Here is a 13,680-nt window from a genome sequence, read left to right on the forward strand (position 1 = left end):
CCACCGGGAGGAGGAGAGCGGATGCCCGGCGAGCGGGGAGCCGACGCGGAGGGCGCGACAGGCGGGGACGGCGCGGAGGGCGCGAAGGACGCGGAGAGCGCGAAGAGCGCGGCGGGCCCGGACCTGCGGGAGCCGGACCTCCCGCGTACGGCGAAGGTGCGGCAGAAGGCGCTGCGTACGGGCTGGACCACCGGCACCTGCGCCTCGGCCGCCGCGCGCGCGGCGGCGCTGCTGCTGGCGACCGGCGAGGCGCGGCGGTGGGTGGAGGTGGCGCTGCCGTCGGGGCGGCGGGTGACGTTCGCGGTGGAGCGGGCGGTGGAGCTGCGGCCGGGACGTACGGAGGCGGTGGTGGTGAAGGACGCGGGCGACGACCCGGACGTCACGCACGGCTCGCACCTCACGGCCACCGTCGGCTGGCGCGCCGCGCCGGGGCTGGAGCTGCACGGCGGCGTGGGGGTGGGCGTGGTGACGAAGCCGGGCCTGGGCCTGGAGCTGGGCGGGCCGGCCATCAACCCCGTACCGCGGCAGATGATCACGCAGGCGGTGGCGGAGGTCGTGGACCTGGGGCGGCGGGGCCTGGACGTCACGATCAGCGTGCCGGACGGCGAGCGGCGGGCCCGTAAGACGACGAACGCGCGGCTCGGGATCCTGGGCGGCATCTCCATCCTCGGCACGACGGGCATCGTGCGGCCGTTCTCGACGGCGTCGTGGCGGGCGAGCGTCGAGCAGGCGGTGTCGGTGGCGGCGGCGCAGGGCGAGACGGCGGTGGTGCTGTGCACGGGCGGCCGGACGGAGCGGGGGGCGATGGAGCTGCTGCCGGGGCTGCCGGCGGTGTGCTTCGTGGAGGTGGGGGACTTCACGGGGGCGGCGCTGCGGCGGGCGGTGGCGCAGGGGGTGCGGCGGGTGGTGTTCGTCGGCATGGTCGGGAAGCTGACGAAGCTGGCGGCGGGGGTGCTGATGACGCACTACACGCGCTCGAAGGTCGACCCGGGGGTGCTGGCGGAGATCACCCGGGCGGCGGGCGGCACGGAGGCCCTGGCGGCGGAGGTGGCGGTCGCGAACACGGGCCGGCACGCGTACGAGCTGTGGGAGGCGGCGGGTCTGCTGGCGGCGGCGGGAGGGGAGTTGTGCGGCCGGGTGGCGGAGGTGCTGGAGCGCTTCACGGACCGCCGGGTCGCGGCGGAGGCGGCGATGGTGGACTTCACGGGGCGGGTGCTGGTGGCACGGAGCGGCGGGGAGCTGCTGTCGTGATCACGGTCATAGGCTGCGGCACGGGGTCGCCTCCGGCGCGGATCGGGGACGCGGACCTGGTGGTGGGGGCGGCACGGCACCTGGCGGCAGCGGAGCTGCCGGAGCGCGCGGAGCGCGTGACGCTGGGGCCGCTGGGCCCGGCCCTGGACCGAATCGCGGCGTACGTGGACGGGAACGGGGACGCGGTACCGGAGGCGCACGAGTCCCGCCCGGCGGCCCCGCAGAGGGAGACCGGGGCGGAGCCCTGCGAGGGACCCGGGGCGGAGAGCCGCGGGGGGCCCGAGGCAGAACCCCGCGGGCGGTCCGGGGCGGAGTCCCGCGAGGGGCACGAGGGCAAGCCCGATGAGGGACCCGAGGCAGAACCCGGCGGGGGGTCCGGGGCGGAGTCCCGCGAGGGGTTCGGGGGCGGGGCCCCTGGGGGGTGGGGAGGAGCGGGGGGCGGGCCGCGGGTCCGCGGTCGCGTTGTCGTGCTGGCCTCCGGGGACCCCGGGTTCTTCGGGGTGGTCCGCGTGCTCGCCGCCCGGTTCGGGCCGGACCGGCTCGACGTCCGCCCCGCCGCCCCCGCCCTCGCCGTCGCCTTCGCCCGCGCCGGCCTCCCCTGGGACGACGCCGCCGTCGTCAGCGCCCACGGCCGCGACCTCCGTACCGCCGTCAACGTCTGCCGCGCCCACCCCAAGACCGCCGTCCTGACCGGCCCCGGCGCCGGGCCCGCCGAACTCGGCGCCGCACTCGCCGCGTCCGGACTGCCCCGCATCCTCCTCGTCGCCACCGCCCTCGGCTCCGCCGACGAGGACGTCGTCCGCCTCTCCCCCGCCGACGCCGCCGGACGCCGCTGGCCGCCGGACGCCGTCAACGTCGTGCTCTGCCTCGACGTACGCCCCGGCCGCAGCGTCGCGCCCGCGCAGCGCACCCTCGCCGGCCCCGGCCCGTACCCCCTGACGCGCCGCCCCGGCGACGGCTGGGCGCTCCCCGAGGAGGACTTCGACCACCGCGCCGGGATGGTCACCAAGTACGAGGTCCGCGCCCTCGCCCTCGCCCGCCTCGGCCCGCGCCTCGGGGACCTGGTGTGGGACGTGGGTGCCGGGTCCGGGTCGGTGGCGGTGGAGTGCGCGCGGTTCGGGGCCGCCGTCGTGGCCGTGGAGCGGGACGCCGCGGGCGTCGCGCGGATCCGGGCGAACGCGGCGGCGCACGGCGTCGACGTACAGGCGGTGCACGGCACGGCCCCCACCGCGCTGGCCGGACTGCCCGGCCCCGACGCGGTGTTCGTCGGCGGCGGGGGCGCCGACGTGGCGGAGGTCGTCGCGGCATGCGCCCGGCGGGCGCGCCGGGCGGTGGTCGTGACGCTGGCCGCCGTGGAAAGGGTGCCGGCGGTACGGGCCGCGCTGGCGGCGGCCGGGTTCGGGGTGGACGGCGTGCTGCTCCAGTCCTCCCGGCTGGCACCGCTGCCCGGCGAGGTCACGCGGCTGGCGGCGACGAACCCGGTGTTCGTCCTGTGGGGCCTGCGGGAGTCGGGGACAGCGCCCTCCGCCGGCGCCGAACGGCAGCAGCAGACCGCGCGGTTACCCGGCCCCACCACCGCCGCGCACCCCGCGTCCCGCACCCCACAACTCCCCCTCGGAGAGGACACCGTGACCGCCCCACCCCGCCGGACCGCCCCGTGATCGGCCTCGTCGCCGCCACCGCCGCCGGCTCCGCCGCCGCGCGGCGGCTGGCCGACGCCTGGCCGGACCGGACCCGCCGCTACGACGAAGGCCCGGTCCGTACCGCCGTCGCGCGCGCCTTCGCCGACTGCGACCAGCTCGTCTGCTTTCTCGCCACCGGCGCCACCGTCCGCCTCCTCGCCCCCCTGCTGCGCGACAAGGCCGCCGATCCCGGCGTCGTCTGCGTCGACGAGGCGGGCCGTTTCGCCGTCGCGCTCCTCGGCGGCCACGGCGGCGGCGCCAACGAACTGGCCGCCGAGGTCGCCGACCTGCTCGGCGACGGCTGCACCCCCGTCGTCACCACCGCCACCGACGCGGTCGGCATCCCCGGCCTCGACTCCGTGGGCTGGCCCGTCGAGGGTGCGGTCGCCGCCGTGACGCGGGCGGTACTGGACGGCGCGCCCGTGGCGCTGCGGGCCGACGCGACATGGCCGCTGCCCGCGCTGCCGCCGCACGTCGGGGTCCGCGGCGTGGCCACGGACGTCCGCCTCTACGTCACCGACCGCCGCCTGCCGCTCGCCGTCCGCGAAGCGGCGCTCCGCCCGCCGTCCCTGGTCGTCGGGGTGGGGGCCAGCCGCGGCGTCGGGGTGGACGAGGTGCTGGGACTCGTCGGGGACGCCCTGGCACAGGCGGAGTTGAGCCCGCGGTCCGTGACCGCGCTCGCCACCGTCGCCGCCAAGGCCGGCGAGCCGGGGCTGCTCGCCGCCGCCGAACGCCTCGGGGTTCCGCTGCGCACGTTCCCCGCCGCCGAGTTGGCCGCCGTGGACGTGCCCACGCCGTCCGCCGCGCCCCTGGCCGCGGTCGGTACGCCCAGCGTCGCGGAGGCGGCGGCGCTGACCGCCGCGGGACCCGGCGCCGAACTCCTCGTACCGAAACGGAAGTCCGCCCCCGCCCACCGGCCCGCCGACGGCCCCGCCGACCGGCCCGCCATGGCCACCTGCGCCGTCGCCCGCCGCCGCCCCCGCGGCCGGCTCGCGGTCGTCGGCCTCGGCCCCGGCGCCCGCGACCTGCTGACGCCGCGGGCCCGCGCGGAGCTGCGCCGGGCGTCGGTGGTCGTCGGCCTCGACCAGTACGTCGAGCAGATCCGCGACCTGCTCCGCCCCGGCACCCGGGTCCTCGAAACCGGCCTGGGCGCCGAGGAGGATCGGGCCCGTACCGCCGTGGCCGAGGCCCGCGCGGGGCACGCGGTGGCGCTGGTCGGCAGCGGCGACGCCGGGGTGTACGCGATGGCCTCCCCGGCGCTGGCGGAGGCGGGCGCGGACATCGACGTCGCCGGCGTGCCGGGCGTGACGGCGGCGCTGGCCGCGGCGGCGCTGCTGGGTGCGCCGCTGGGGCACGACCACGTCGCCGTCAGCCTGTCCGACCTGCACACCCCGTGGGAGGTCATCGAGCGCCGGGTGCGGGCGGCGGCGGAGTCGGACCTCGTGGTCACGTTCTACAACCCGCGCAGCCGCGCCCGCCGCCGGCAGCTCCCGGAGGCGCTGGCGCTGCTGGCGAAGCACCGCGCGCCGACGACGCCGGTGGGGGTCGTACGGTCCGCGTCCCGGCCGGAGGAGGACGTACGGCTGACGACGCTCGCGGAACTCGACCCGGAGACGGTGGACATGATGACCGTGGTGACGGTCGGCAACTCGGCGACCCGCGAGATCGCGGGCCGGATGGTCACGCCACGTGGCTACCGGTGGCAGACGTGAGCGCGCGTACGGACGCGGCCGGCCGCCCCACGCCCGGCCCCCCGCCCGCCGCGCCGCCCGCCCCGCCCGCCGCGCCGCCCGCCGCGCCCGCCACGCCGCCCGCCGTCCCCGCCGTCAACGGGCGCTGCACCGGCTGCGGCGCCTGCCTCCTCACCTGCCCAGAACACGCCATCCGCCCCCGCGGCGGCGCCCTGTTCGTCCGCGCCGACCTGTGCACCGGCTGTCTGGAGTGCGTGGAGGTCTGCCCGGCCGACGCCATCGACGAGGCCCCCGGGGAGCACCCGTGACCAGGACCGTCCACCCCATCGAGGAGGAGTCGTACCGCCGGCTGCGCGCCCGGGTCGAGACCGCGCATCTGCCGCCGCTGACCCGCGCCGTCGTCGAGCGCGTCATCCACTCATCCGCCGATCTCGCCTACGCCGACGACCTCGTGTGCGACGAGGCGTCCCTGCGCGCCGCGCACAGCGCGCTGCACGCGGGCGCGCCGGTCGTCGCCGACGTCGAGATGGTCGCCGCGGGGATCACCGCCCGCAGGGCCGTCTGCCGGCTGCGCGACGCGGTGGCCGCGCCGGGCCTGACCCGCTCGGCGGCGGCGGTGCGGATGGCGTACGAGGAGGTGGGGACCGGCGCCGTGTGGGTGATCGGCTGTGCGCCGACCGCGCTGGAGGAGCTGATCGCGCTGAGCGCGGCGCCGGCGCTGGTGATCGGGCTGCCCGTGGGGTTCGTGGGGGCGGCGGAGAGCAAGGCGGCGCTACGGGCCGCGGGGCTGCCGGCGGTCAGCAACGTGTCGGAGAAAGGCGGTTCTGCGGTGGCCGCCGCCGCCCTCAACGCCCTCCTCTACGCGCCGGACCCGGCCCCGGACCCGGATCCCGCCCCGCCCCCGGCCACCTCCGGCCCCGACCGCCCGGCCGCGCCGGGCCCCGTACCACCGAGGAGACGCAAGTGACCAAGCCCGCCCTGCTCATCGCCGGTCACGGCACCCGCGACGCCGCCGGTGCCGAGGCGTTCCGCGCGTTCGTGCGCGTGCTCGCCGACCGCAGCCCCGGGCTGCCCGTAGCCGGGGGTTTCATCGAGCTGTCCCCGCCGCCGCTGGGCGAGGCCGTCGCCCAGCTCGTGGAGGGCGGCGCGCGCCACTTCGCGGCCGTACCGCTCATGCTCGTCTCCGCCGGGCACGCCAAGGGCGACATCCCCGCCGCCCTGGCGCGCGAGAAGGCGCGCCACCCCGGCCTCACGTACGCCTACGGCCGTCCCCTCGGCCCGCATCCGAAGCTGCTCTCCGTGCTGGAGCGCCGCGTGGACGAGGCCCGGGGCGGCGTCGCACGGGCCCGTACCACCGTCCTGCTCGTCGGCCGCGGCTCGACCGATCCCGACGCCAACGCGGAGGTGCACAAGGCCGCCCGGCTGCTGTGGGAGGGCCGCGGCTACGCGGGCGTGGAGACGGCGTTCGTGTCGCTCGCCGCGCCCGACGTGGCCGCCGGCCTGGAGCGGTGCCGGCGGCTGGGCGCCGAACACGTCGTCGTGCTGCCGTACTTCCTCTTCACCGGCGTGCTCCCCGAACGCGTCGCCCGGCAGGCACGGCGGTGGGCCGCGGCCCACCCGGGGGTCGGCGTGCGCACCGCGGACGTCATCGGCCCGGCCGAGGAGCTGGTGGAGCTGGTCACGGAGCGGTACGAGGAGGCCGTCGCCGGGGACGTGCGCATGAACTGCGACTCCTGCGTCTACCGCATCGCCCTCCCCGGCTTCGAGGACAAGGTCGGCGCCCCGCAGCAACCCCACTTCCACCCCGGCGAAGACGGCGCGGACCGCGGCCAGGGGAACGGTCACGGCCACGGGAACGGCCACGGCCACGGACCGGGACACCACCACGGCGACCACGCCCATGCGCACTGAACCCGCCCCGCCCACCCCGCACGACCTCCGCCACCACGGCGACGCCGAACTCCGCGACGCCGCCCCCGGCCTCACCGACCTCGCCGTCAACGTCCGCGCCGGCACGCCCCCCGCCTGGCTGAAGGCCCGCCTCGCCGCCTCCCTCGACCGGCTCGCCGCCTACCCCGACGACCGCGCCGCCCGCGCCGCCGTCGCCGCCCGCCACGGCGTGCCGGCCGACCGGGTGCTGCTCACCGCCGGTGCGGCCGAGGCGTTCGTGCTGCTGGCCAGGGCGCTGCGGCCGGCGGTGCGCCGGGCGGTCGTCGTCCACCCGCAGTTCACGGAGCCGGAGGCGGCGCTGCGGGACGCGGGGTACGACGTGGAGCGGGTGCTGCTGCGCGCGGCGGACGGCTTCCGGCTGCCGCCCGGGGCCGTACCGGAGGACGCGGACCTCGTCGTCGTCGGCAACCCCACCAACCCGACGTCCGTCCTCCACCCCGCCGCCGACGTCGCCGCGCTGGCACGGCCGGGGCGCGTCCTCGTCGTGGACGAGGCGTTCATGGACGCGGTGCCGGGCGAGCGCGAGTCGCTGGCCGGGCGCACGGACGTCGCCGGTCTTGTCGTCCTGCGCAGCCTCACCAAGACCTGGGGCCTCGCGGGCCTGCGCGTCGGCTACGTGCTCGGCGACCCCGAGACCGTCGCCGCGCTGGCGCGGGCGCAGCCGCTGTGGCCGGTGTCGACGCCGGCGCTGGCGGCGGCCGAGGCGGTGTGTGCGCCGCCGGCGCTCGCGGAGGCGGAGGCGGCGGCGCTGGCGGTCGGCGCCGACCGCGCGTATCTGCTGGGCAGGCTCGGGGAGTTCGCGGAGGTCACGACGGCCGGGACGGCGGAGGCGCCGTTCGTGCTGGTGCACGTCGCGGGAGGCGCGGGGGCGGACGGCACCGCAGCAGGGCCCGCTGTCGGTGACGTCGTACGCGAACGGCTGCGGCGCCTCGGCTTCGCCGTCCGCCGCGGCGACACCTTCCCGGGCCTGGGCCCCGGCTGGCTGCGGCTCGCGGTGCGGGACCGGCGGACGACGGACCGGTTCGCCGAGGCGCTGGCCCGCGCGCTGCCGTAGCCGGGGCATCGACCCGGGCGGGGAGCCGGGTCGGGAGCCGGACCGCTGGCGGTCACGGCAGCCGGAGGACCACCGCCCCGCGGACCGGGTCGGCGTACGTCCAGCCGACGGCCCGGCCGGCGTACGGGCGCCCCGGTTCCGCGCCGCCGCGGGCGAACCGCTGCCGGGTGCCGGCCGGCGCGGAGACGGGCACCTCGGTGCGGGCCGGCGCCCGCACCGTCACCGTACGGCCGACGCGGTACGCGGTGACGTCCCCGTCCCGTACCGCCTTCGCCCACACCGCGCGGCGCCGCAGGTCGCGGGCGATGGCGCGCGGGCGCGGGTTGTCGAGCGGGGTGGCGGCGGTGAACAGGCGGCGGTAGTCGGCGAGCACGCGGTCCAGCAGGGGGTACGCGATGCGGTCCTCGGCGAGGTTCGACTGGTGGAGGTAGTGGGGGCTCGGGTCGGGGGCGAGGACGTGGCCGAGGGCGGTGCGGGCGGCGGGCGGCACCAGGGACGAGCGGTAGCCGGACCCGGCGTGACGGTCACCGCAGCGGTCGCCACCGGCGCGGCCGTCCTCGCCGTCGCGGCTCCCGGCAGCACCGACCCCGGCCTGAGGGTCCCCGCCGCCCCCGCCGTACCGGTGCTCGTACGCGTCGGCCTGCTCCCCCTCCCGCCCGGCGCCCGCGAACAGCCCCAGCGCGTACCTCGGAACCGTCAGCGCCGTGCCGACGCGCCGCTGCAACGGATCCCGCGCCCGGTCGGAGGCGAGCCAGCGGACGCCGGTGGTGCCGAGCGCGGCGGCGAGGTTCGGGTTGTCGAGCTGCTGCCGCGGCGGGGCGGCGAGCCCGGAGTGGCCGGCGGTGACCAGCTCGTCGCGGTGCACGGGCAGGTTCCTGGCGTGCCCCCAGTCGACGTTGTCCTCGATCTGCCGCGCGATGCGCTCCTCCGGCGCGCAGCGCGGCGCGCCGCCCCCGGCCCCGCCCCTGCCGGGATCAGCGACGCAGCCGAGAGCGGCGCGGTCGTACGTGCCGTTGATCCAGCGGTACGCCTCGCGGTCCGTGATCAGCCGGTCGGCCGTCGCGTCGGCGCCGCCGTGCTCGCGGCGGTGGCGGTCGGCCGCGCCGCCGCTGTAGACGAGGTCGAGGGTGAAGTCCCGGTCGGCGGACCACTCGCGGGCGTACGCGGCGTCGGCGCGGCTCATCCGGACCGGCGGCAGCTCGGCGCAGCCGGGGGCGCCGGAGGTGCAGTCGCCGTCGCGGTCCCAGCGGGCGTCGCTGCCGAGGACGCCGTCGACCTGGACGGCGAACCCGTAGCGGGCGGCGCCCAGATGGACGCCCTTGGTGGCCCAGTCGACGATGCCGCGTGCCAGCAGCCGGTACGCGAGCCGGTCGCCGGGGTGGCCGAACGTGACGACGAGCCGGCGCCGTCCGTCGTCCGCGTACTCGCCGACGAGCGCGCCGCGTGCGCGCGGCCTTCCGGGTACGGCGGCGTCCACGTACGAGGTGAAGTCCCCGCCGGGCCGGACGAGATGGCCGCGCGTCTCGGCCGCCCGCGGATCGAGGTCCGCGAAGGGGACCGGGCCCCTGAGGTAGCCGAAGGGCCCGGCCCGGCCGGCGGGGGTGACGCGGGCGGTGCGGCCGTCGAGGCTGCCGGACCAGACGGGTGCGACGGGGGCGGCGTAGGCGTCGACCTGGCGGATGCCGAAGCGGCGTTCGTACGCGGCGAGCGCGGCGGTCTCGGCGGGGCCGAGGCCGGGGGCGTCGGCGCGTACGCGAGCAGCGCCGCGGGAGTCGGCACCGGCGCCACCGCCGGAGTCGGCGCCGACATCATCACCGGAGTCGGCGCGCTCCCCCGCCGCCGACCCCGGTACGACCACCGCCTGGTACCGCGCTCGCGGCCGGCCGTCGTCCCTGCCGGCGAGGAACCCGTCGTCGATCCGCCGCCGGCCCTCGTCCCGCAGCCGTACGGCCGTGAAGGGCGTGCCGATCGCCGCCAGGTGCTCGGTGATCGCGGCGACCGGCTCGCCGCCGTCGTCGATGACGAGGACGGCGAGGTCGACCCTCGGCGTGCCCGCCGTGCGGCCGTTCGGCACGGCGACGAACGCCAGCGCGGCGGCGATCGCGCACGCCGCGGCCACGCGCCTGGACCGGACCATGGTGCTCCTCCCCGGGAGCACCGTCGGCTCTCCCGGGGAGCCATCCTGAGGGAAGCGGGCGGGGTCCGCGGGGTCCCGCCACCCGTACGGGCGACGAGTGCGGGCGGGGCGTTCGAACCGCCGCCGCCCGCCCGCGCGTCAGCTCTCCCGGGTGCCGTCCACCGTGCGGGGCACGCCCGCGGGGTTGTCCTCGCGCAGCTCGGCGGGCAGCAGCGCCTGGGGCGCGTTCTGGTACGTCACCGGGCGCAGCCAGCGCTCGATCGCCGTGCCGCCGACGGACGTCGAGGTCGACGTCGTCGCCGGGTACGGGCCGCCGTGGTGCTGGGCGGGGGCGACGGCGACGCCGGTGGGCCAGCCGTCGACGAGGATCCGCCCGGCGAGCGGGGTGAGTTCGGCGAGCAGCCGCGCCGCGCCGCCGTCCGCCGCGTCCCCGGCGTCCCCGGAGCCCGCCGCCTCCGCGGCGCCCAGGTGCGCGGTTGCCGTGAGGTTGCCCGGGACGCGGGCCAGCACCGCGGAGATCTGCTCCACGTCCTCGTACCGCACGATGACGGCCACGGGCCCGAAGCACTCCTCCACCAGCAGGTCGTACGTCCCGCCGGCCGCGAGGCGGTCGGCATCGACGGTGAGGAAGCCGCCGCTGACGGTGTGTTCGCCGTTCGCGCCCGGCGTCACGGGGCTGTCCACGCCGTCCAGCTCCGCCCGCTCCCGTACGCCCGCGATGAACGCCTCGCGCATCCGCGGGTCGAGCATCACGCCCGGCTCCGTGTCGCTGACGGCCGCCGTGAGGGACGTGACGAGCCGGTCGCCGGCCTCGCCGGCCGGCACCAGCACCAGACCCGGCTTCGTGCAGAACTGCCCGACGCCCAGCGTCATCGACCCGGCGAGCCCCGCGCCGATCTCCTCGGCGCGCTCCCCGGCCGCCGCCGCGCTGACGACGACGGGGTTGAGGCTGCCCAGCTCGCCGTGGAACGGGATGGGCCGGGGCCGCGCCGCCGCGGCGTCGAACAGGGCCCGGCCGCCGCGGACCGAGCCGGTGAACCCGGCGGCGGCGACGACCGGATGGCGGACCAGCTCCACGCCCGCGTCGAAGCCGTGGATGACGGAGACGACCTCCTGCGGCAGCCCGGCCTCCTCGGCCGCCCGGTGCAGCAGCGCCGCGGACAGCTCGGAGGTGCCCGGGTGGTCGGGGTGGGCCTTGACCACGACGGGGCAGCCGGCGGCGAGCGCGCTGGCGGTGTCGCCGCCGGGAACGGAGAAGGCGAGCGGGAAGTTCGAGGCGGAGTAGACGGCGACGACGCCGAGCGGCACCTTCCAGCGGCGCAGGTCGGGGCGCGGCGGGGCGAGGGAGGCGTCGGCGTGGTCGATACGCACGTCGAGGAAGTCGCCGGCCTCGGCGATGTCGGCGAAGGCGCGCAACTGGTAGGTCGTGCGGGTGAGTTCGCCGCTGAGCCGGCCGGGCCCGAGGGCGGTCTCGGCGTCGGCGCACTCGACGACCTTGTCGACGTGCTGGTCGAAGAGGTCGGCCGCGGCCCGCAACAACCGGGCGCGCTGCGCGCGTTCGGCGAGCGCCGGGGCGGCGGCGTGCGCGGCGCGTACGGTCTCGTCGACCTCGGCGGCGGTCGCCTCGGTGGCGACCTGCTCCCGGCGGTTACCGGTGCGGGGATCGACGCTCCAGACTGGTGCGGACAACTGAGATGTCTCCGTTCCTCTTGCAATGACGGCTGACGGTGACCGACGATACCCGTGGTTCGGTATTCTGAACGCCGTCTCTATACATGAATCTTCTTGCACTTTTATCGCTGCGGCAGCAGAGGGGTCAAGCGTCATGGGGGTCGCCGACGCCGGTGGGGGTGGTCAGGTCAAGTCTGCCGTCCGCACCGTGGAACTGTTGGAGTATTTCGCGGCCAGGCCCGGAATGCACAGTCTCGGTGACGTCCAGCAGGCCGTCGGCTACCCCAAGTCCAGCCTCTACATGCTCCTGCGCACGCTCACGGAGCTGGGCTGGGTGGAGACCGACGCGACGGGCACACGGTACGGGATCGGGGTCCGCGCGCTGCTCGTCGGCACGTCGTACATCGACGGCGACGAGGTCGTCACCGCCGCCCGCCCCACCCTCGACCGGCTCGCGGACGACACCACCGAGACCATCCACCTCGCGCGGCTGGACGGCGTGAACATCGTCTACCTCGCCACCCGCCAGTCGCAGCACTATCTGCGGCCGTTCACCCGCGTCGGCCGCCGGCTCCCGGCGCACGCGACGGCCCTGGGCAAGGCGCTGCTCGCGACGTACTCGGACGAGGAGATCCGCAAGCTGCTGCCGGAGTCGCTGGCGCCGCTGACCGAGCACACGGTCACGGACCGGGAGCGGCTGATCGAGGAGCTGCACGGGGTGCGCGAGCGCGGGTACGCGCTGGACCGGGAGGAGTCGACGCTCGGGCTGCGCTGCCTGGGGGTGGCGATCCCGTACCGGACGCCGGCGCGGGACGCGATCAGTTGCTCGGTGCCGGTGGCGCGGCTGACGCCGGCGCACGAGCAGGGGATCCGGGAGGCGCTGCTCGACGCCCGCGACCGCCTGACGCTGGCGACGCGCCACCTCTGAGCACCGCGCCCCCGCCGGGCGCCACTACCGCGTTGGACATCACCTCGCCGCCGGGCGCCGCGTCCCGCCACGCCCGGCGGGTACGGCCCTGAGGCGGGCCGGTCTCCCCCGTGCGGCGGAGGCGGATCGTCGGCGGGGGCGACGTACGGGACGGGCCCCGGGCGGGAGCGTGAAGGCATGGACCTCACCGTCACGATGCCCCCCGCGCACCTGTCGCCGGCCACGGAACGGCCCGCGCCGATCGCGCGCGTGCTGCGCCTCGTCGCCGCCGTCGCCTGCCTCCCGTACCTGTCGCTCAAGATCGCCTGGATCGCCGGCAGCACCGTCGGCATCCCGGCCGGCAGCGAACTGCTGGAGCAGCGCGGCACCATGGCCGCCGCCAACTCCCTCACGGTCCTCATGGACGCCGCCGCCGTCGTGCTGGCGTTCGCGCTGACCCGGCCGTGGGGCCGCCGGATGCCGGCCTGGCTCGTCGTCCTGCCGCTGTGGGCCGCCACCGGGCTGCTCGCGCCGATCGTGGTCGGCTTCCCGACGCAGGTGGTGATCAAGCTGTTCGGCGGCGGCGGTGCCGCGACGGACGACAGCGAGCCGTTCCTGCACGAGTGGGTGTTCACCGTCGTGTACGTCGGCTTCGGCATCCAGGCACTGGCGCTCGGCGGGCTCTTCGCGCTGTACGTACGCGACCGCTGGGGCCCCCTGCTGCGCGGCCGGCTCGGCGACCTGCCCCCGTCCCCCACCGCACCGGCGCAGCGCCTGCTCGCGGTGCTGGCCGCGGTCGTCGCCCTGACGGTCGCGGCGCTGCACCTGAGCTGGGCGCTGGGGTCGACGGCGGGCCTGTCCGACCACCTCGTCGCACAGCGCTCCGCCACCCTCCGCGTCAACGAGGCGATCCAGGTGGCGTTCGGCGTCGCCGCCGCGGCGGGCGTCGTACTGCTCGCCCACCGCCCGCGCCCCCGTACCCGGCTGGCGACCGCCGTGGCGCTGGGCTGGACCGGCGGCTCGGCGCTGGCGGCGTGGAGCGGCTGGATGCTGCTCGCTTCGCTGGTCACGGACAACCCGGTACGCGGGGACAGGCAGCCGACGCAGCCGATGAACCTCGCCTACGCTGGCGGCATGATCACCGGCCTGCTGGTCCTCGCGGTGGGCGCCACCCTGCTCGCGGAACGGGCGACGCGGGCCGCTGACCCGGCGCAGGCCGCGCCCCCTGCCCAGCCGCAGTCCCCCACCCGGCCCTCGTCCCCTGCCCGGCCCGCGCCCCCCGCGCCACTCGCAGCCCCCGGCCGACTCGCGACCCCCACCCCCCGGCGGAGCTGAAC

The 13,680-nt window shown here is 77.7% G+C and carries 11 protein-coding genes; 9 read left to right on the top strand and 2 right to left on the bottom strand.

The annotated features are described in order from the left end of the window. The first annotated feature begins 21 nt into the window (after nt 1-21). From QBL21_RS23220 to cobC, 7 genes are read left to right on the top strand one after another with little or no spacing between them, the layout of a single operon-like run. Complete coding sequence (locus QBL21_RS23220; protein ID WP_407564148.1) at nt 22-1,251, top strand: cobalt-precorrin-5B (C(1))-methyltransferase; 1,230 nt, start codon at nt 22-24, stop codon at nt 1,249-1,251. Beyond that, the gene (gene cbiE, locus QBL21_RS23225) at nt 1,248-2,912 is read left to right on the top strand and encodes a precorrin-6y C5,15-methyltransferase (decarboxylating) subunit CbiE (protein WP_407564149.1); all 1,665 of its coding nucleotides are present in this window, start codon (nt 1,248-1,250) and stop codon (nt 2,910-2,912) included. The genes QBL21_RS23220 and cbiE overlap by 4 nt, the downstream gene beginning before the upstream one ends. Further along, on the top strand, nt 2,909-4,645 hold the full coding sequence (gene cobJ, locus QBL21_RS23230; RefSeq protein ID WP_407564150.1) for a precorrin-3B C(17)-methyltransferase: 1,737 nt from the start codon (nt 2,909-2,911) through the stop codon (nt 4,643-4,645). The genes cbiE and cobJ overlap by 4 nt, the downstream gene beginning before the upstream one ends. Further along, nucleotides 4,642-4,932, top strand: coding sequence for an ATP-binding protein (locus QBL21_RS23235; RefSeq protein WP_407564151.1), 291 nt, complete (start codon nt 4,642-4,644; stop codon nt 4,930-4,932). Before cobJ ends, QBL21_RS23235 begins: the two co-directional genes overlap by 4 nt. Further along, nucleotides 4,929-5,591: a precorrin-8X methylmutase gene (locus QBL21_RS23240; RefSeq protein ID WP_407564152.1), complete on the top strand. Its 663-nt coding sequence runs from the start codon at nt 4,929-4,931 to the stop codon at nt 5,589-5,591. The genes QBL21_RS23235 and QBL21_RS23240 overlap by 4 nt, the downstream gene beginning before the upstream one ends. Continuing rightward, nucleotides 5,588-6,535: a sirohydrochlorin chelatase gene (locus QBL21_RS23245; protein ID WP_407564153.1), complete on the top strand. Its 948-nt coding sequence runs from the start codon at nt 5,588-5,590 to the stop codon at nt 6,533-6,535. The genes QBL21_RS23240 and QBL21_RS23245 overlap by 4 nt, the downstream gene beginning before the upstream one ends. Beyond that, complete coding sequence (gene cobC, locus QBL21_RS23250) at nt 6,525-7,628, top strand: Rv2231c family pyridoxal phosphate-dependent protein CobC (protein WP_407564154.1); 1,104 nt, start codon at nt 6,525-6,527, stop codon at nt 7,626-7,628. The genes QBL21_RS23245 and cobC overlap by 11 nt, the downstream gene beginning before the upstream one ends. Before the next feature lie 52 nt (nt 7,629-7,680). Here the strand turns inward: cobC and QBL21_RS23255 are convergent, their stop codons facing one another. Together QBL21_RS23255 and QBL21_RS23260 are read right to left on the bottom strand one after the other, a co-directional pair. Beyond that, nucleotides 7,681-9,765: a hypothetical protein gene (locus tag QBL21_RS23255; RefSeq protein ID WP_407564155.1), complete on the bottom strand. Its 2,085-nt coding sequence runs from the start codon at nt 9,763-9,765 to the stop codon at nt 7,681-7,683. Between the two features lie 138 nt (nt 9,766-9,903). After that, on the bottom strand, nt 9,904-11,454 hold the full coding sequence (locus QBL21_RS23260; protein ID WP_407564156.1) for an aldehyde dehydrogenase (NADP(+)): 1,551 nt from the start codon (nt 11,452-11,454) through the stop codon (nt 9,904-9,906). 136 nt (nt 11,455-11,590) lie between these two features. On the opposite strand from QBL21_RS23260, the gene QBL21_RS23265 reads away from it, so the two are divergent. Beyond that, on the top strand, nt 11,591-12,364 hold the full coding sequence (locus QBL21_RS23265; protein ID WP_407564157.1) for an IclR family transcriptional regulator: 774 nt from the start codon (nt 11,591-11,593) through the stop codon (nt 12,362-12,364). A gap of 177 nt (nt 12,365-12,541) precedes the next feature. Then, nucleotides 12,542-13,678, top strand: a complete 1,137-nt coding sequence (locus tag QBL21_RS23270) for a hypothetical protein (protein ID WP_407564158.1) — start codon at nt 12,542-12,544, stop codon at nt 13,676-13,678. Nucleotides 13,679-13,680 lie beyond the last annotated feature (2 nt).

The organism is Streptomyces sp. 184, assembly GCF_045781775.1.
In the GTDB taxonomy this organism is placed as follows: Bacteria; Actinomycetota; Actinomycetes; order Streptomycetales; family Streptomycetaceae; genus Streptomyces.